We start from the raw sequence: 18,292 nt of genomic DNA on the forward strand, positions 1-18,292 counted from the left end.
GGGAACGCCATGGACAACGCGACCGCGCAGGCGCCTGTCAGCACCACCACGAAGCACGTCACCTTCCGCATCTGGCGGCAGGACGGCCCGGACGCTCCGGGTCACTTCGACGAGTTCCGCGTCCCGTACGGCAAGGGCGCCAACGTCATCTCCTGTCTGATGGAGATCCAGCGCAACCCGGTCACCACCGACGGGCGCCGGGTGTCTCCGGCCATCTATGACGCCGCCTGCCTCGAGGAGGTGTGCGGCAGCTGCGCCATGAACATCAACGGGCGGGTCCGCATGGCCTGCTCGGCGCTGATCGACCGCATCGTCGGGGACGGGGAGCCCATCATCACCCTGGAGCCGATGAAGAAGTTCCCGGTCGCGCGCGACCTGGCGGTCAAGCGTGACCGCATGTTCGAGGCGCTCAAGCGCGTCAAGGCGTGGATCAACGTCGACGGCACGCACAACCTCGGCCCCGGCCCGCGCCAGTCCCAGGCGGACCACACTGTGATGTACAAGCTGTCCACGTGCATCACCTGCGGCAGCTGCCTCGAGGCGTGCCCGCAGGTGACGCTGGACAACGACTTCATGGGCGCCGCCGCCATCAGCCAGGCCCGGCTCTTCAACATGAACCCCACCGGCAAGATGAACTCCGAGGAGCGTGTCCGCGGACTCATGGGGCCGGGCGGCATCCAGGACTGCGGCAAGGCGCAGAACTGCGTGAAGGTGTGCCCGAAGGAGATCCCGCTGACCACCTCCATCGCGGTGATGAACCGCGAGGTGACCAAGCAGGTCATCAAGGACATCTTCTTCGACCTGAGCGGCGAGAAGACGTCCGCCGGCGGTCCGGGGTAGGGCAGGGCCGCGTCCCGTCACACCCCCGTTTCACGAGGCCCCGCGTCCGGCTGTTCCTCGCCGGTCCGGGGCCTCGGCTCTTTCCGGTCCGTCTGATTGGCCCTTGACAGTAGGGCCTTGCCAAGCGGGCCATTCTGCGCGAGAGAGGCAGCCGCGCCGTTCCGCCCCGGGGGCTCGCTTCCGGGTGCCAGTCTCTCGCATCACTCGCGTTACCCGGAGCCTCGATGAAGATCCACGAGTACCAGGGCAAGGAAATCTTCCGGAAGTACGGCGTTCCCACGCCGCGCGGCATTCTCGCGCTCTCGCCCAAGGAGGCCGAGGCGGCCGCCAAGGAGCTGGGCACGCCCATCGTGGTCGTGAAGGCCCAGATCCACGCGGGTGGCCGCGGCAAGGGTGGCGGCGTGAAGCTCGCCAAGAGCCCCGCCGAGGCCCGGGAGCTCGCCCAGCAGATGCTGGGCATGAAGCTCAAGACGATCCAGACCGGGCCCGAGGGCCAGACGGTCCACAAGGTCTACATCGAGGAGGGCCTGGCCATCGGTCAGGAGCTGTACCTCGGCGTGACGCTGGATCGCGCCACCTCGCGCATCACCTTCATGGCCTCCCGTGAGGGCGGCGTGGAGATCGAGGAAGTGGCCGCGCACAGCCCCGAGAAGATCCTCCGCGAGGCGGTGGATCCCGCCGTGGGCTTCCAGGACTTCCAGGGCCGCAAGCTGGCCTTTGGCCTGGGCCTGTCCGGCCCCACGGTGAACAAGTTCGTCCAGTTCTGCGCCGCGCTCTACCGCATGTTCATGGAGACGGACGCCTCGCTGGTGGAGATCAACCCGCTGGTCATCCTCAAGGATGGCGGCGTGGTGGCGCTCGACGCGAAGGTGGACTTCGACGAGAACGCGATGTACCGGCACAAGGATCTGCTCGAGTACCGCGACGTCGCCGAGGAGGAGCCGCGCGAGACCCAGGCCAAGGAGTGGGACCTGGCCTACATCGCGCTCGAGGGCAACATCGGCTGCATGGTGAACGGCGCCGGTCTGGCCATGGCCACCATGGACACCATCAAGCTGGTGGGCGGTGCGCCGGCCAACTTCCTCGACGTGGGTGGCGGCGCCAGCAAGGAGAAGGTGACGGCGGCCTTCAAGCTGATCCTCGCCGACCCCGCCGTGAAGGCGGTGCTCGTCAACATCTTCGGCGGCATCATGAAGTGCGATGTCATCGCCGAGGGCATCATCGCCGCGGCGAAGGAAGTGCAGCTCAAGGTTCCGCTCGTGGTGCGGCTCGAGGGCACCAACGTGGAGCAGGGCAAGGCGCTGCTGCGCAACTCCGGCCTCGCCATCACCCCCGCCGACAACCTCCGCCAGGCCGCCGAGAAGGCCGTCGCGGCGCTGAAGTAGTCCAGGCAGAGAAAGGTTCAAGCCATGAGCATCCTCGTCAACGAGAACACGAAGGTCCTCTGCCAGGGCATCACCGGCTCGGCGGGCTCGTTCCACTCCAAGCAGATGCTGGAGTACGGAACGAAGCTGGTCGCCGGCGTCACGCCGGGCAAGGGCGGTACCGACTTCGAGGGCAAGGTCCCCGTCTTCAACTCGGTGGCCGACGCGGTGAAGCAGACCGGCGCCAACACCTCGGTCATCTTCGTTCCGCCCCCCTTCGCCGCCGACTCCATCATGGAGGCCGCCGACGCGGGCATCTCCCTCATCATCACCATCACCGAGGGCATCCCCGTCAACGACATGGTGAAGGCCAAGCGCTACCTGCAGGGTAAGCCGGGCGTTCGCCTGATCGGCCCCAACTGCCCCGGCGTCATCACCCCGGGCGCCAAGTGCAAGATCGGCATCATGCCGGGCCACATCCACAAGCCGGGCCGCATCGGCGTGGTGTCGCGTTCGGGCACGCTCACCTACGAGGCCGTGTACCAGCTCACCCAGCTGGGCCTGGGCCAGTCCACCGCGGTGGGCATCGGGGGTGATCCGGTCAACGGCACGGACTTCGTGGACGTGCTGAAGCTCTTCAACGCCGACCCCGAGACGGACGCCGTCATCATGATCGGCGAGATCGGCGGCGACGCCGAGGAGCGCGGCGCCGAGTACGTGGCGCGCGAGTTCACCAAGCCCATCGCCGGCTTCATCGCCGGCCAGTCGGCGCCCCCGGGCAAGCGCATGGGCCACGCCGGCGCCATCATCTCCGGCGGCAAGGGCACGGCCGCGGAGAAGATGAAGGCCATGGAGGCCGCTGGCTTCGTCATGGCCGCCAGCCCCGCCGAGCTCGGCACCACGCTGCAGGAGGCCGTCAAGCGCGGCGCTCCCAAGAAGAACCGCTAGTTCCACCTCCCACACGTCAGACGAGGACCATCACCATGGCCATCGAGCGTACGCTGTCCATCATCAAGCCCGACGGGCTCCAGAAGGGCGTCATTGGCAAGGTCATCTCCCGCTTCGAGGAGAAGGGCCTGAAGCCCGTTGCCATCCGCCTGCAGCACCTGTCCCAGGCCCAGGCCGAGGGGTTCTACGCCGTCCACAAGGCGCGCCCCTTCTTCAAGGACCTGGTCAACTTCATGATCTCCGGCCCCGTGGTGCTGATGGTGCTGGAGGGTGAGAACGCCGTCCTGGCCAACCGCGACATCATGGGCGCCACCAACCCGGCCAACGCCGCCCCGGGCACCATCCGCCGCGACTTCGCCACCAGCATCGACCAGAACACGGTGCACGGCTCGGACAGCCTGGAGAACGCGAAGAACGAGATCGCGTACTTCTTCCGCGAGACCGAGATCGCCCCCTACGAGTACACCAGCAAGAAGTAGCTGGGAGGGCCTCGAGCCCGGGACACGGCCCGGCCCCCGCGCTCCTCCGCGGTGGCCGGGCCGCTGTCTTTTCCACATGCCCCGCAGGGTAGGGGAGGGGACGGGCCCTCCTTTGACTCCGAGTCCTATCTTGTGGGAAGTCACCCCCACACTCCCCCCGTTGGAACCATGATGATGCAGCCCGAGTCCACCCCTCCCAACGCCGACCTCACGGCCACTCCCGTGCCCGAGCAGGCCTCCGCGCCCGCGAAGCTCACGGAGGTCTCCAGCCTCACGCTGGAGGGGCTCACCCGCTTCCTCACCGAGGAGCTGGGCGAGCGCGCGTTCCGGGCCGGCCAGCTGTACCGGTGGATGCACCAGCGCGGCGCCACCTCCTTCGACGAGATGACGGACCTCTCCAAGTCCCTGCGCGAGAAGCTCAAGGTGCGCGCGGAGATCGTCCCCCTGGTGAAGGACGCCGAGCAGCGCTCGGTGGATGGCACCATCAAGTACCGCTGGAAGACCCGCGACGGCCGCTACATCGAGTCCGTCTACATGCCCTCCGAGGACCGCAAGACGCTGTGCGTGTCCACCCAGGTGGGCTGCGCCATGGCGTGCACCTTCTGCATGACGGGCACCCTGGGCCTCAAGCGCAACCTCACCGTGGGGGAGATCCTCGCCCAGGTGCACGCGGTCAACCGCGAGGTGCGCAAGCTGGAGAAGCTGGAGACCTACCGCCCGCTCTCCAACCTGGTCTTCATGGGCATGGGCGAGCCTCTGCACAACTTCGAGAACCTGAAGACGGCGCTCTCCATCCTCCAGTCGGTGGACGGGCCCAACTTCAGCCACCGCCACATCACCGTCTCCACGGTGGGCCTGGTGCCGATGATCGAGCGCTTTGGCCAGGAGACGGACGTGAAGCTGGCCATCTCGCTCAACGCGAGCACGGACGAGCAGCGCTCCAAGACGATGCCCGTCAACCGCAAGTGGAACATCGCGGCGCTGCTCGATGCCTGCCGCAAGTTCCCCCTGCGCCAGGGCCGCCGCATCACCTTCGAGTACGTCCTCCTGCGGGACTTCAACGACAGCGACGAGGACGCCTACCGGCTCATCGAGCTGCTCAAGGACATCCCCGCCAAGGTCAACCTCATCCCCTATAACGAGAACCCGGGGCTGGGCTTCAAGACGACCATGGACGAGCGGGCCGAGCGCTTCCGGGAGCTGCTCACCAACGGGCACGTGGCCGCCTTCATCCGGCAGAACCGGGGCCGCGACATCGCCGGCGCGTGTGGCCAGTTGGCCAACCGGGGCGGCGAAAACGCCTCGGAATCGACGCAAAACCCCGAGCTTCCTTGACAATCCGCTTGTGGCGGCGCTAAGAGCGCCCCCCTCCAAGCTGATCACCTTCTGTCTCACCTTCAGTTTTCACCTGGAGCATCAGAAATGGCCGTTGTCCTCCGTCTTGCCCGCGCGGGCGCCAAGAAGAAGCCGTACTACCACGTGGTGGCCACCGACTCCCGCAACCCCCGGGATGGCAAGTTCCTCGAGGCCGTGGGTTTCTACGACCCCAACCACAAGCCCGCCAAGGTGGACTTCGACGCGGAGCGCCTGGAGTACTGGCTGAAGTCCGGCGCGCTGCCCTCCGACACCGTGGGCGAGCTCATCAAGCGCCACAAGCGCGCCGCCCCCGCCGCCAAGCCCGCCTAGTCTCCTCGCAGGCCGAGCGGACAGCGTGGAGCAACTCATCATCTATCTCGCGCGGGCCCTGGTCGATCAACCGGACCAGGTGAGCCTGCGCGCGTCCGACGTGGAGGGGGCCCGGCTCTATGAGCTGAAGGTCGCCCCCGAGGACGTGGGTAAGGTCATCGGCCGGGACGGGCGCACCGTTGGCGCCCTCCGGACGTTGCTCGGTGCCGCGGCCCAGAAGCAGGGCCAGAAGGTCCGCCTGGAGATCCAGGATGACCGGCGCCAGCCACTCCAGGCCGGTACCCCCACGACCACCCCACCCCCTGAAGGCCAGTGACGCTCAAACCCCATCTCGAGCTGGGCTATGTGGCCCGAGCCCATGGTCTCCAGGGCGAGGTGGCCGTGCGCACCTTCGACCCGGCGTCCGAGACGCTCGACTATGTCGAGCGCGTGCTCGTGCGTCCGCGCACCGGCGCCGAGCGCGTCCTGCGCATCGAATCAGTGCGGCCCACGCCCAAGGAGACCCTCGTCGTTTTCGAGGACGTGAAGGGCCGCAACGCCGCCGAGGCCCTGGTGGGCGCCACCGTGCTCGCCTTCCGGGAGGACCTCGAGCCTCCCTCCGAGGAGGAGTACTTCCAGGGTGACCTGGTGGGGCTCACCGCCGTGGACGAGTCCGGCAAGGTGCTCGGCCGCGTGGAGGAGATCTGGGAGACCGGCCCGGTGCCCAACCTCGTCATCCGCGCCGAGGGCAAGGAAGAGCTGGTGGTGCCCTTCGTCGACGACTTCGTCTCCACCGTGGACATCCCGGGCGGCCGGCTCGTGGTGAAGCCTCCCGAATACCTGGAGGTGGGGACGGAGGAGCGGTCAGAGGCGGAGAAGCCGGCGGAAGGCGCGCCGGAAGGGGACGAGGGCTGATGTACCCCGTGGAGGTGGTGACCCTCTTCCCGGACAGCGTCTCGGGCTACCTGGGCGCGAGCATCCTTGGGAAGGCCCAGGAGAAGGGGCTGCTCGGCGTCACCGTCACCTACATTCGCGACTACGCCGAGGGAAAGCACCGCGTCACCGACGACACGCCCTATGGGGGTGGTGCCGGCATGGTGATGAAGCCGGAGCCGCTGGTGGCCGCCATCGAGGCCGCCCGGGCCCGCGCCCCCGCTGGGGCGAAGGTGCTGCTCATGAGCCCTCGGGGCCCCGTCTTCACCCAGGCGCGGGCGCGCGAGCTGGCCAAGGAGCCGGGGTTGATCCTCGTCTGCGGCCGCTACGAGGGCGTGGACGAGCGCGTCATGCCCTACCTGGACGGGGAGGTGTCCCTGGGGGACTTCATCCTCACCGGGGGTGAAGTGGCCGCCCTGGCCGTGGTGGACGCCGTGGCCCGGCTGCTGCCCGGCGTGCTGGGCAACGAGGTCTCCAGCGTCACGGAGAGCTTCGAGGAGGGGGTGCTGGAGCACCCCCACTACACCCGGCCCCCCGTCTTCCGCGGCGCCGAAGTGCCCGCGGCCCTCCAGTCCGGAGACCACGCGCGGATCGCCCGCTGGAGGCGCTGGAAGGCCCTGCAGCTCACCCGGGAACGGCGCCCGGACCTGTATGCCCGCCTGGAGTTCAGCAAGGCGGACCTGAAGCTGTTGTCCAAGAAAGAGGAGGAGCTGTAGCCCCTCCGACGGTTCCCGAGCCAAAGGTCGGTATTCTGCGGGCTTGTCCGACCCCCGGCTCTCTGGTAGTACGGCCCGCTCTCAGTTTTCGTACCCCGAGTCCGAGATTTTCTGGAGTCAGTCATGCGTCGCAGCGCGATCGAGTACGTGGAGGCCAAGAACCTCCGTAAGGACGTCACCGAGTTCCGTACCGGTGACTCGGTTCGAGTCCACTGGAAGGTCAAGGAGGGCGACAAGGAGCGCGTGCAGGCGTTCGAGGGTGTCGTCATCCGCAAGAAGAAGGGCCACAACCGCGCCACCTTCACCGTGCGCAAGGTCTCCTTCGGCGTGGGCGTGGAGCGCATCTTCCCGATGCACAGCCCGCGCTACGAGAAGATCGAGGTCCTCTCGCGCGGCAACGTGAGCCGCAACCGCCTCTTCTACCTCCGCGCCCTCAAGGGCAAGGCCTCCCGCGTGGAGACCATGGAGGACGCGGAGATGCGCCGCGCCGCCGCCGTCAGCCACGCGGCCGCCAGCCACGCCTCCGGCAAGACGGCCGCCAAGGGCGCGAAGGCCTGATTGCTCGCCAGCCCTCCCGGGCTGGTGCTTTTTTTGGGGAGCGTCCTTTCGAGGACGCTCCCTTTTTTCATGCCCATGCGCGCTAGAATGGGGGGCGCATGCACTTCGTCGAGGTTGCCGTCCAGAACGTCCGGGGGTTCTCTCCGGCGGGCCGTTTCGCCCTGAAGACCGGGTATCTGGTCCTCAAGCCCCCCACGCCGGAGCTGAGCCCGCTGGCGGGGTTGTCACTCGCGCTGCTCTACGCGGATGGCCGGGGCGGTGATGCCGCGCTCGCCGCGTCCACGCAGAAAGCCGGCAAGGCCGCGCTCACCTTCGTGGGGCAGGACTCCGTCACCTACCGCGTGTTGCGCGAGCTGGGGGGTGGTGGCTCGCTGCACCGGCTCAACCCCGCCACGAAGCAGCCGGAGCTGGTGACGCAGGATACCGCCGAGGCCAACCAGTTCCTCCGTGGCCAGGTGGGTGTGCCGCCGCGCACCACCTTCGAGCAGCTCTTCTGCCTCCAGGCGGCGCAGTTGCCCTCGCGCCGGCCTCGGGGTGGCGGCCGCCCGGCCTCCACGTCGGGCATGCGCGCGCTCTCGTCTCCGGGCGTGCACGGGCATTCGTCGCCGGGCATGCCCGCGCTGCGCTCCCCGACGTCTCCGGGCATGGCCATCTCTTCTCCCGGCATGTCCATCTCGTCTCCGGGCGTGCTGCCCGCCTCGGACATCCCCGCCGCCGAGGCGAAGGTGCGCGAGCTCGAGAAGGAGCTCGTGTTCTGCAAGGAGGTGGACAACCTCCAGTTCGAGGTGGACGGGCTCAACTCCCAGGTCTTCGACTTGGAGTCGAAGCTGCGCGGCACCGACGGCCTCAAGGAGAAGCTGCGCCAGGCGGAGGCGGTCTGGAACGCCGAGCCCACGCCCGAGTCGATGGGCCTGCCCCAGGACATCGTGGCCCGTGCGGAGCGCTACCCGAAGACGCTCGCGCGCCGTGACGAGGCGATGGCGCGCCTGCAGTCCGAGCGCGAGGTGGCCGAGGAGGAGGCTCAGCGGCTGCCGGACGTGGCGCCGCTGGTGCGCAACCGCAACTTCTGGATCGCCGTGGGCGTGGGCGTGGCGTGCTTCATCGCCGGCCTCATCCCCACCGACTGGCTGCGGTACGTGGCGCTGCTGGACATCCCCGCCTTCGGCTTCGCCGCGGTGCTCGCCATCCGCTACGTGGACGAGCTGCAGGACAAGGACCGGTTGAGCCGCCGCGGCGAGATGTTCGCCGTGCGCGAGAAGAAGATCCTCGAGGAGTTCGAGGCCGAGGCCGGGCCGGTGCGCAAGGCCCTGGAAGTGTTCGACGTGGACACGCCCAAGGAAATTCCGCCCCGCCTGCAGCGCCGCGAGCAGCTCGGCGCCGAGGTGGCCCAGCTGCGCGCCCAGCTCGTCTCCATGGAGAAGCACCCGGAGTTCATGGAGGCCGCGCACCAGCTGCCCGTGCTCCGTCAGCAGATCGAGCTGCTCAACGCGAAGATCGCCGAGAAGGGCACCTTCGTGCGCGACGTGCGCGAGGTGGAGCGGGAGCTGTCCCGGCTCAAGGAGTCCATCGCGCTCGCGCGCAACCCGCAGCTGGCCGGCATGGGCATGCCCGGGGCCGCGGACCTGGCCGGTGGCGGCATGGAGCCGCTGGAGGATCCGGCGCCCCTGGTGCTCGGCCTGACGGGGGATCTGCTGGCCACGGACGTGGCCGCCGTCATCGGGATGCTGCGCGAGCGGTGCGTGCAGTACTTCAGCGCCCTCACGGAGCGCCGCTACACCAGCGTGGAGTGGGACCGGGACGGGCGGACGATGGTGGTGACGTCCGCGGGCCGGCGCATGCCCGTGGGCGAGCTGCCTCCGCGCGAGGTGGACCTCTTCTTCCTGAGCCTGCGGCTGACGGTGGTGGAGAAGGTGAGCCCCCGGGTGAAGCTGCCGCTGCTCGTGGAGGACGCGCTGGTGGGGCTGGACGAGTCCCGGCTGCCGCTGATCGGGCGGATGCTCAAGCACCTGGGCACGCTGACGCAGGTGCTGCACGTGACGCCGCATCCCGGCCTGGCGCAGCTGTCGGACGGGCCTGTCAATCTGTAGTGCGCGCTGTCGTGCGCGCCGTGGCGTGAGGGGCCCCCGGGTGGGGGCCCGGGAGGGGTGGGATGGGACGGGCAGGGGTGGTGGATCGCAAGGGGTATGGGGACGAGGGTGAGGAAGCGGCGGTGCGCTTCCTGGAGTCACGGGGCTACCGGGTGCGCGCGCGCAACTTCTCCTGCCGCTACGGAGAGCTGGACGTGGTGGCCGAGCACGGGGATACCTTGTGTTTCGTGGAGGTGCGGATGCGCTCCACGGCGGTGTGGGGAGATCCTTCCCACACGGTGTCCTTCGCCAAGCAGCGCAAGGTGGTGAAGGCCGCGCTGCATTACCTCCTGGCCCATCGGCTGCGGGACAGGATGATCCGTTTCGATGTCATCTCGGTGGTGGGCCGCGGCGAGGACGCGACGGTGGAGCACCTGCCGGGCGCCTTCGACGCGGGTATGTGAGGAACGGATATGCCTGGGACGCTCTATCTGGTGGCCACGCCCATCGGGAATCTGGGGGACATCTCCACGCGCGCCCTGGAGACGCTGCGGGCGGTGTCCTTCGTGGCCTGCGAGGACACGCGGCACTCGCGCGTGCTGTTGGACCACTTCGGCATCTCCGCGGACACGGTGAGCCTGCCGGCCTTCGCCGAGGGCCAGCGGGCCGGCCGCATCCTGGATCGGCTCGAGGCCGGAGAGGACTGCGCGCTGGTGACGGACGCGGGCAGCCCGGGGATCAGCGATCCCGGGGAGAAGCTGGTGGCCGAGGCCATCGAGCGCGGGGTGAAGGTGGTGCCGGTCCCGGGCGCCACGGCGCTGGTGGCGGCGCTGAGCGCCTCGGGGCTGCCCACCGGGCGCTTCCACTTCCTGGGCTTCCTGCCGCGCAAGGGGCCGGAGCGTCAGGCCATGCTGGAGGAGGTGGCGCCGCTGTCAGCCACGGTGGGCATCTACGAGTCCCCGCGCCGGCTGGCCGAGACGCTGACGGACTTGAAGGACGCGCTGGGCGACCGGCGCGCGGTGGTGGCTCGGGAGCTGACGAAGGTGCACGAGGAGTTCGTGCGCGGCACGCTGTCCGAGCTGGCCGAGCGCTACGCGGCCGAGGAGCCCCGGGGCGAGGTGGTGGTGCTGGTGGAAGGGCGGACCGGAGAGCGGCGCTGGTCCGAGGAGGAGCTGCAGCGCGCGCTGGAGGAGGGGCTCGGGCGAGGGGAGAAGCTCAAGGCGCTCAGCACCGAGCTGGCCCGCCGCGCCGGTTGGGCCGGACAGGAAGTGTACCGGCTGGGGCTCGGGCTCAAGAAGCGCTGAAGACCCTCACCCCAGCCCTCTCCCAGAGGGAGAGGGGGCCTGCTCCGCGCACCCCTAGAACCGCAGGGTGGCGCTCACATCCAGACGCCAGTCCTTGCTCTCGGTGGCGTGGAAGCGCCGGGAGACGAAGTCCGTGCGGTAGTCGAAGTTGGGGTTGAGCTCCGCCGGGTTCGCCGAGATGTCCACCGTGCCATTGCCGTCCAGGTCCTTGCCGATCTTCTCGTCGGTCAGCACGTGGTCCGTGTTGTACAGGTACATGCCCGAGCCCCGGACGGACAGGAAGTCCGTGAGCTCGGCCGTCAGGGCGAACTGGCCGCCGATCTGCACGTAGTCCCCGGTGGCCAGCAGCTTGCGCAGCGCGCCGCTCAGCTCGTTGTAGTAGCGGCCCTCGGACACGTAGTTGGTCATGGCCCGCAGGTCCATCTTGAACTTGCGCGTGGGCTGATCCAGCACCTGGAACTCGGAGCCGAACATCACGCCGGCCACGTGCGGCGCCTGGATGCCCGTCTCCTTGCGATTCCACCCGGAGAGGCCGCAGTTCTGCGGGCGGCCCAGGTTCTGGGGATCCACATTGCGGTTGTCGCAGTTGGACCAGGCGCCCGGGCCACGCACGGGGATGGTGTAGTGCATCCGGAAGTACGGATCCGCCAGGCCAATCTGCCGCGAGAGCGCCGTGGACACCGTGTACTTGTGCACCCGGTCACCTACGTTGCCCCGCGCCTCCTTGGACGTCAGGACGCTCGGGTCGAGCCGCTTCGCCGTGGGCGCCTCGTAGTCCAGGCCCACCACCCACGTGGGCTTCGTCTCGTCCTTGCGCTGGTTGAAGATGGACCACGCGAACCCGAAACGCGCGTTGCCCAGGGCCACGCCACCGCGGAACGTCTCCAGGTACCCGTTCGCGGGCACGTTGAAGAGCGGCTCGGGCGTCGTGAGCGAGCAGGGCGCACCCGAGCCCCCGCAGTTGTTGCGCACGAAGTTGTTGGTGATGGTGGAGTTGCTCGCGTCCCTGCCCGAGACGAAAGACCAGGACTCGTCCTGGAGGAGCACGACGGGCAGGCCGAACGACAGCTCCACGTCCTGGGCGATGCCGAAGGCCACGTCCAGGTTCAGGCGCGTGTCGTAGCTCCTGTACCAGAGCTCGTCCTGATACTGACGCGTCCCGCCCGTGGTGGTGGGCAGGGCCTCGCGGACGATCTTCGTGCGCCGCTGCGAGTGCTCGAAGCCTACGTCGATGAACATCCCGAATGGATCTTCGTCCTCGAAGGACGAAGCGACGCGGGTGACGTCCGCCGCGGTGGCGACGAACGGCGCACCCAGCGTCAGCGCGGCGACTACGGCGCGAAGCCTGGACATCCGACCTCCGGAACCACTTCCTCAGGCGCCCCCACGACGTCTAACCCCTGGGAAATGTTGAGAAATTGTCCGGGGACGCTAGCCGCCGCAAGCAGGGGTGTCAAGAAAGCGATGGCTTCAGCCGCCGGCAACAGTGGTGCCGAGCAGCCCATCCTGCCGGCGCACCTCGGCCTCGAAGGCCGCGCGCTGGGTCGCCGCGAGCGAGCGACGGTAGGTGCGGTGGCTCTCGTACGGATCCAGCACGCGCTCGTCGCGGGCCTCGAGCTGGTAGTGCAGGTGGGGCGCGAAGGAGCGGCCACTGTTGCCGCTGCGGCCCAGCATGGTGCCCACGTTGATGCGGTCGCCCACCTTGAGCGAGCGCGGCAGCTCGTCCATGTGCAGGAAGAGGGCGCGGCGGTTCTTGCCACCCATCTCCTCCAGCTCGATGCAGTTGCCGTTGAAGCGGAAGCTCCAGTTCTTGCGGCGGACGATGCCCGTGAAGGGCGCCTTCACCGGGGTGCCCACGGGCGTCTTGAAGTCCACGCCCTTGTGCCGGCGGCCATCGCGCAGCAGCGACGTCACCTGCTCGTAGTCCTCCAGGGGCGAGTTCTCCAGGCGCAGCTCCAGCTCCTCGCCGCTGGGCAGGTAGTAGCGGGGGTTCTTGTCGCCCTCGGGCTGGAAGCGGTAGGCGCGGTGCGTCTGGCCCGTCTTGTTGCTGGTGAAGCGCACCGCGTGCACGAGGGGCTCCTCGCCGGGGCGCACCTGGTAGAGGACGTCGAGCGTGTCCCCGCGCCGCAGGTCACCCGGCACGTCCACCCACCACACGAGCGTGCGCGTCACCACCTGGGCGAGCGCGGGGCCCACCTCGGGGCCCGCGGCGACGGTGACGGCCGTCTCCATGGGCCCATCGATGCGGATGGAGGCGCGCGACAGCCCGGCGGCCGCGAGCGGATCCGTGGGGACGGCCGGCAGGGGCGCCGCGGCGGCGGAAGGGGCGGTAGGCGGAGTGGCGGCAGGAGCGGCGGCGGTGGAGCCGGCCTCCTCGGGGCCCTGGGCCACGGGCGCGGTGGCGTGCTGCTCGGCCGTGGCGGGGGGCATCTCCGAGGCGAGCCGTTGCTTCCACCACCACACGCCTCCGGCGCTCAGGCCGAGCAGCAAGGAGACGACCATCACCGGACCTACAGGGCTTTTCTTCGGCTGTGGTCCGAGGGTGGGAAGAGGCGGCCGCATTCAGGCTCCCAGAGTGGAAAGGGTTGTGGCCGGGTCCGAACCGATGGTTCCGCGGCGATATTTCGCCGTCCCGGTCACTCGTCGATGGATTCATCCCGCGCGTCCGCGGGGGTCGTGTCACGCAGGCCGAATTCCTTCATCTTCGTCTGGAGGGACTTGCGGCTGATCTGCAGCAGCCTGGCTGCTCGCGTGACGTTGCCGCCCGTCTCCTCCAGGGCCTTGGTGATGAGGTCCTTCTCGAGCTCGGCCGCCTTCATGCGGACGATGTCCTTGAGGCCTCCCTCGCCCGTCGCGGCCTCCAGGGGAGCGGCCGAGAGAGCGGGCGCTGGCGTGCCGGAGCCCTGGCGGACCGGCTCCGGGAGATCCTTCGCGGTGATGGAGGGCCCGTCGGCGAAGAGCAGCACGCGCTCGATGAGGTTCTCCAGCTCGCGGATGTTGCCGGGCCAGTTGTAGGCCTGCAGCAGCGCCATGGCGTCGTCGGAGATGCCCTCGATCTTCTTGTTGAGCTTGCGGTTGTACTTCTCCACGAAGTGCCCGGCGAGCATCGGGATGTCCGCGCGGCGCTCGCGCAGCGGCGGCAGCACGATGGGCACCACCGCCAGCCGGTAGTACAGATCCTTGCGGAAGCGCCCGGCCTCGATCTCCGCCTGCAGGTCGCGGTTGGTGGCGGCGATGAGGCGCACGTCCACGCGCGTCGTCTTGATGCCGCCCACGCGCTCGAACTCGCCCTCCTGCAGCGCGCGCAGCAGCTTCACCTGCATCTCGACGGGGATTTCTCCAATCTCGTCGAGGAAGAGGGTGCCACCGTCGGCCAGCTCGAAGCGGCCGGGCTTGGAGGTGACGGCGCCGGTGAAGGCCCCACGCTCGTAGCCGAACAGCTCGGACTCGAGGAGGTTGTGGGGGATGGCGGCGCAGTTGATCTTGATGAACGGCTTGTCGCGGCGGCTGGAGGCGCCGTGCAGCGCCGAGGCGATGAGCTCCTTGCCGGTGCCGCTCTCGCCGTTGATGAGGACGGTGGAGGGGGTGTCCGCCACCTTGTCGATGATCTTGAAGACGTCCTGGAGCTGCGGCGACTCGCCGATGATGGCGGCGCGGGCCTTGGCGTCGGCGCGCACCGAGCGCTGGGCGACGTCGTGCGCCTTGGCGGCCTTGGCGATGACGGCCGAGAGCTCCGCCTGCTCGTAGGGCTTGGTGATGTAGTCGAAGGCGCCGGCCTTGATGGCCTCGACGGCGGAGTCGACGGTGCCGTGCGCGGTGATGATGATGACGGGCACGTCGGGGTTGGCGGCGTTGACGGCACGCAGCACCTCCATGCCGCCGGCCTTGGGCATGACGAGGTCCGTCACCACGATGTCCGCGCCATTCTTGTGGAACTCGGCGAGCCCCTGCTCGCCATCCGCCGCGACGGTGACGTCGAAGCCGTCACGGCGCAGCATGGCGGCGAGCACCTTGCGGAGGTTCGCCTCGTCGTCGATGACCAGAATCTTCGCCATGGGGGGGCTGGCGGGGAACTGCTAACCGCGGTTGGGCGCGCTCTCCAGGGTGCAGATGGAGTCGGGGTGCTTGATGCGGAGGATGAGCGACTCCAGCACGCGGAAGGGATGGTTCATCCGCGAGGCACCCAGGTAGGCGGCGACCATGTCCATGGCCACCGCGAGGTCCATGTTCTCGCGGCCGGTGGAGACGACCACGCCCGAGTCGCCGCGCAGCCGGTTGGACTGGAAGACGCCGTCCGCGGCGAGCTGGCGGATGGTCTCGATCTCCAGCACGCCCGTCTTCTCGAAGATGCGGTGCAGCATCGAGTAGAGGCGGGGCGAGAGGATGACGGCATAGGGGCCGTAGTGGCCGGACTCGTTGAGGCGGCGGGTGGCCTCGACGATGGAGAGGTAGCCGGCGCCGGAGATGCCCCAGTCCCCGAGCGGGACGGTGAGGCGGCCGGTGGCGTTCATCAGCCCCTCGTGGCCGAGCTTGGGATCTCCGTAGAAGATGAGCTCGTCTTCCTGCTGGGCGCAGAGGGCGGCGGCGCCAGCGGCGGCCGAGACGTCCAGGGGCATGTTGTGCAGGCGCGCGGCCTCGATGTCGCGCCAGTGCAGCAGGAAGTCCTTGTAGATGATGGGGATCGTCTTGAACTTGCGCGCGTCGGTGAAGACGGAGGCCGTCTCCTGCTCGCCGACAATGTCCACCGCGCCGGGGCTGACGCCGGTGTACTCGTCATGGGGCACGGTCTGCACACCGGCGCCCAGCGGGCCGTAGATGTCCAGGATGCGACGGCCAACGAGCGAACGGCGGGCGACCTGGATGACGGTCTCGTTGAGGCGGGCCCACTCGTCCTCGCGCAGCGGGTTCTCGGCATGTCCAAGGAAGTCAGGCATGGGGTCGCTCCAGGGGAGGTACGGACTCAGCGGCTGCGCCGCAGCGAGCCGACAGTCAAGGGTTGGACGCCCGGGCTGGGCGGCGGGGCGGGCACGCCGTACAGGACGCGCTCGGGTTGAACGAGGCCAGGAGGCGGCTCGCCCTGGCCATTGCCAGGGCGTCCGCCACGGGCCGGACCCCGGGGGGCGGGCTCGGACGGAGCCGCCGGAGACGGAGCCGCGGCCGCCGGAGCGGCAGCGGGGGCAGGGGACGGCTTGCCCTCGATGGCGCCCTGGAAGTGGCCCGTGGTGACGGGCTTGGCGAAGTGGGCCTCCTGCCCCGCGTCGAGGAGGCGCAGCATGTGGACGGCCTCGGCCACGTGCTCCTTCTCCTCGGCGGCGAGGTGCAGGAAGAAGTCGCGCAGCTCCGGAGTGGAGGCGGCGCGAGCAGAGGCCTCGTACTCGTTGATGGTCTCCAGCTCACGTGCCAGGACCTGGCGGACGAGCGCCACATCGGTCGAGAGGTCGTTATCTGGGGAACCAGCCATGGGAGCGCTGACCATTGCGGCCCGCAGGGGGGACCGTCAAGGGAAACCATGGAGGCGGGAGTTCACGCTTCAAGCAGGTGAACGCTCCGCGTAGAGTGATTGCCCTCTCGTGACCGTTCCCGCTCCTCGCTCCGAACTCCCTCCCGTTCCTGAACCCCGTCCCGTCTCTCCCGGGACGCGTGCCCGAGGCGGAGGTGCGCTGTTCGTCGCGGTAGGCATCTTCGCCTCGCGCTTGATGGGACTGGTGCGCGAACGCTTCTTCGCGCACTACCTGGGCAACGGCATGGCGGCCGCCGTGTTCAAGGCGGCGCTGCGCATCCCCAACTTCCTGCAGAACCTCTTCGGCGAGGGCGTGCTCTCCGGCTCGTTCATCCCCGTGTACGCGGGATTGCTGGGGAAGGGCGACACGAAGGAGGCGGACCGGGTCGCGGGCGCGGTGTTCGGGCTGCTCGCGCTGGCCACCAGCGTGATGGTGGCGGTGGGCATGCTCGCCACGCCGTTCTTCGTGGACACCATCGCCCCGGGCTTCGAGGGCGAGGCGCGGGCCATGGCCATCCAACTGGTCCGCATCCTCTTCCCGGGCACGGGCATGCTGGTGCTGTCCGCGTGGTGCCTGGGCGTGCTCAACAGCCACCGGAAGTTCCTCCTGTCGTACCTGGCGCCGGTGGTGTGGAACCTGGCCATCATCGCCACGCTGGTGGTGGCGGGCCGGCGCGGGCTGCCGGAAGAGCGGCTGGTGGTGGTGCTCTCCTATGGCGTGGTGGCGGGCTGCCTGCTGCAGTTCGTGGTGCAGGTGCCCTCGGTGATGCGGGTGCTCGGCGGCTTCCGGCCCACCCTGTCCACGGCCAGCGAGTCCGTGCGCCAGGTGCTGCGCAGCTTCGTCACGGTGGTGCTCGGCCGCGGCGTGGTGCAGGTGAGCGCCTACGTGGACACGTCCTATGCGTCGCTCATCGCGGTCCGGGCGCTGTCCACGCTGACGTACGCGCAGACCATCTACCTCATCCCGGTGAGCCTCTTCGGCATGTCCATCTCCGCGGCCGAGCTGCCGGAGATGTCGCGCACGGCGGGGGCGGGGGAGGAGGTGGCCACGAAGCTGCGCACGCGCCTGGAGGCGGGAGCGCGCCGCATCGCCTTCTTCGTGGTGCCCTCGGCGGCGGCGCTGCTCTTCATTGGTGACGTGGTGGCGGGCGGGCTGCTGCAGACGGGCCGTTTCACCGCCGCGGATACACGCTACCTCTGGTACCTGCTGATGGGCTCGGCGGTGGGCCTGGTGGCCTCCGCGCTGGGCCGGCTGTACGCCTCGGCCTTCTATGCGCTGAAGGACACCCGGACGCCGCTGCGCTTCGCGGTGGTGCGCGTGAGCCTGGGCGCCGCGGCGGCCTGGTTCCTGGCGCTGCGGCTGCCGGGACTGGTGGGGCTGCCGGAGCACCTGGGCGCGGTGTTCCTCACGGTGACGAGCGGCCTGGTGGCCTGGTTCGAGTCGCAGATGCTGCGGCGGACGCTCGTGGGGCAGATTGGCCACGTGGGGGTGCCCCGGGCGTTGCTGCTCAAGCTGTGGGGCGCCGGGCTCGCGGCGGGGCTGACGGGGCTGGGCATCAAGCTGGCCCTGGCCCGGGTGCTGGGACCCATGCCGGGGGTGGAGGCGGAGTGGGGTGGAAGCCTGCTTGCCCCACCGCACCTACATCCGATCGTCCTCTTCCTGGCGGTGGTGCTGCCCTTCGGGGCGGTCTACTTCGGCATCACGGGGGCCCTGGGCGTCCCCGAGGCGAAGGCCGTCTTCCAGCGGATTTTCCGCCGCAAAGCCGCGCGCTGACCGTCCATCCCCCCTCTGGAAGGCAGGCGGGCGAGCCCGATTTGCGTGGTGGGGGATGTGACAGGCGACATGTCGCGTTATTGAGGGGTTCCGGGCACGCTCGACAGAAGATGACCACATGCGTCTTCCGTCCAAGCTCGGCGCG

The 18,292-nt window shown here is 69.1% G+C and carries 19 protein-coding genes; 14 read left to right on the top strand and 5 right to left on the bottom strand.

The window, feature by feature from the left end; translation table 11 throughout:
* Positions 1 to 9 precede the first annotated feature (9 nt).
* From sdhB to rsmI, 13 genes are all read left to right on the top strand, one after another.
* Positions 10 to 840, top strand: coding sequence for a succinate dehydrogenase iron-sulfur subunit (sdhB, locus tag NR798_RS22215; protein ID WP_375773487.1), 831 nt, complete (start codon positions 10 to 12; stop codon positions 838 to 840).
* Positions 841 to 1,064: 224 nt separating this feature from the next.
* Entirely contained in the window at positions 1,065 to 2,225 is a 1,161-nt protein-coding gene (sucC, locus tag NR798_RS22220; protein WP_375773488.1) for an ADP-forming succinate--CoA ligase subunit beta, read from the top strand.
* Positions 2,226 to 2,249: 24 nt separating this feature from the next.
* Positions 2,250 to 3,152 (top strand): succinate--CoA ligase subunit alpha, encoded by a 903-nt coding sequence (gene sucD / locus NR798_RS22225; protein ID WP_375773489.1) that lies wholly within the window; start codon positions 2,250 to 2,252, stop codon positions 3,150 to 3,152.
* Positions 3,153 to 3,187: 35 nt separating this feature from the next.
* Positions 3,188 to 3,631, top strand: coding sequence for a nucleoside-diphosphate kinase (gene ndk / locus NR798_RS22230; RefSeq protein ID WP_047857487.1), 444 nt, complete (start codon positions 3,188 to 3,190; stop codon positions 3,629 to 3,631).
* A 174-nt stretch (positions 3,632 to 3,805) separates the two neighbouring features.
* Positions 3,806 to 4,966 carry a 23S rRNA (adenine(2503)-C(2))-methyltransferase RlmN gene (gene rlmN, locus NR798_RS22235; RefSeq protein WP_375773806.1) on the top strand — a complete coding sequence of 387 codons (1,161 nt, stop codon included), beginning with the start codon at positions 3,806 to 3,808 and terminating at the stop codon, positions 4,964 to 4,966.
* Positions 4,967 to 5,053: 87 nt separating this feature from the next.
* Positions 5,054 to 5,317 (top strand): 30S ribosomal protein S16, encoded by a 264-nt coding sequence (gene rpsP, locus NR798_RS22240; RefSeq protein ID WP_375773490.1) that lies wholly within the window; start codon positions 5,054 to 5,056, stop codon positions 5,315 to 5,317.
* Between the two features lie 25 nt (positions 5,318 to 5,342).
* Positions 5,343 to 5,633, top strand: coding sequence for a KH domain-containing protein (locus NR798_RS22245; protein ID WP_375773491.1), 291 nt, complete (start codon positions 5,343 to 5,345; stop codon positions 5,631 to 5,633).
* Positions 5,630 to 6,211, top strand: coding sequence for a ribosome maturation factor RimM (gene rimM / locus NR798_RS22250; protein WP_375773492.1), 582 nt, complete (start codon positions 5,630 to 5,632; stop codon positions 6,209 to 6,211). Before NR798_RS22245 ends, rimM begins: the two co-directional genes overlap by 4 nt.
* Entirely contained in the window at positions 6,211 to 6,945 is a 735-nt protein-coding gene (gene trmD / locus NR798_RS22255; RefSeq protein WP_375773493.1) for a tRNA (guanosine(37)-N1)-methyltransferase TrmD, read from the top strand. The genes rimM and trmD overlap by 1 nt, the downstream gene beginning before the upstream one ends.
* A gap of 123 nt (positions 6,946 to 7,068) precedes the next feature.
* Complete coding sequence (gene rplS, locus NR798_RS22260) at positions 7,069 to 7,503, top strand: 50S ribosomal protein L19 (RefSeq protein ID WP_375773494.1); 435 nt, start codon at positions 7,069 to 7,071, stop codon at positions 7,501 to 7,503.
* Positions 7,504 to 7,601: 98 nt separating this feature from the next.
* Entirely contained in the window at positions 7,602 to 9,590 is a 1,989-nt protein-coding gene (locus tag NR798_RS22265) for an ATP-binding protein (protein ID WP_375773495.1), read from the top strand.
* 62 nt (positions 9,591 to 9,652) lie between these two features.
* Positions 9,653 to 10,033, top strand: a complete 381-nt coding sequence (locus tag NR798_RS22270; RefSeq protein WP_375773496.1) for a YraN family protein — start codon at positions 9,653 to 9,655, stop codon at positions 10,031 to 10,033.
* A gap of 9 nt (positions 10,034 to 10,042) precedes the next feature.
* Complete coding sequence (rsmI, locus tag NR798_RS22275; protein ID WP_375773497.1) at positions 10,043 to 10,873, top strand: 16S rRNA (cytidine(1402)-2'-O)-methyltransferase; 831 nt, start codon at positions 10,043 to 10,045, stop codon at positions 10,871 to 10,873.
* 54 nt (positions 10,874 to 10,927) lie between these two features.
* Here rsmI and NR798_RS22280 read toward each other — a convergent pair whose 3' ends face one another.
* The 5 genes from NR798_RS22280 to NR798_RS22300 all read right to left on the bottom strand — a co-directional run bounded on the left by NR798_RS22280 (position 10,928) and on the right by NR798_RS22300 (position 16,334).
* Entirely contained in the window at positions 10,928 to 12,226 is a 1,299-nt protein-coding gene (locus NR798_RS22280; protein ID WP_375773498.1) for a hypothetical protein, read from the bottom strand.
* 117 nt (positions 12,227 to 12,343) lie between these two features.
* Positions 12,344 to 13,375: a M23 family metallopeptidase gene (locus tag NR798_RS22285; RefSeq protein ID WP_375773499.1), complete on the bottom strand. Its 1,032-nt coding sequence runs from the start codon at positions 13,373 to 13,375 to the stop codon at positions 12,344 to 12,346.
* Between the two features lie 134 nt (positions 13,376 to 13,509).
* Positions 13,510 to 14,928, bottom strand: a complete 1,419-nt coding sequence (locus NR798_RS22290; RefSeq protein ID WP_375773500.1) for a sigma-54-dependent transcriptional regulator — start codon at positions 14,926 to 14,928, stop codon at positions 13,510 to 13,512.
* A 21-nt stretch (positions 14,929 to 14,949) separates the two neighbouring features.
* Positions 14,950 to 15,807, bottom strand: coding sequence for a family 1 encapsulin nanocompartment shell protein (locus NR798_RS22295; protein ID WP_375773501.1), 858 nt, complete (start codon positions 15,805 to 15,807; stop codon positions 14,950 to 14,952).
* A gap of 26 nt (positions 15,808 to 15,833) precedes the next feature.
* Positions 15,834 to 16,334: a ferritin gene (locus NR798_RS22300; RefSeq protein WP_375773502.1), complete on the bottom strand. Its 501-nt coding sequence runs from the start codon at positions 16,332 to 16,334 to the stop codon at positions 15,834 to 15,836.
* A gap of 109 nt (positions 16,335 to 16,443) precedes the next feature.
* On the opposite strand from NR798_RS22300, the gene murJ reads away from it, so the two are divergent.
* Entirely contained in the window at positions 16,444 to 18,147 is a 1,704-nt protein-coding gene (murJ, locus tag NR798_RS22305; RefSeq protein ID WP_375773503.1) for a murein biosynthesis integral membrane protein MurJ, read from the top strand.
* Positions 18,148 to 18,292 lie beyond the last annotated feature (145 nt).

This window comes from Archangium gephyra (assembly GCF_042230915.1).
GTDB lineage: Bacteria > Myxococcota > Myxococcia > Myxococcales > Myxococcaceae > Archangium > Archangium gephyra_B.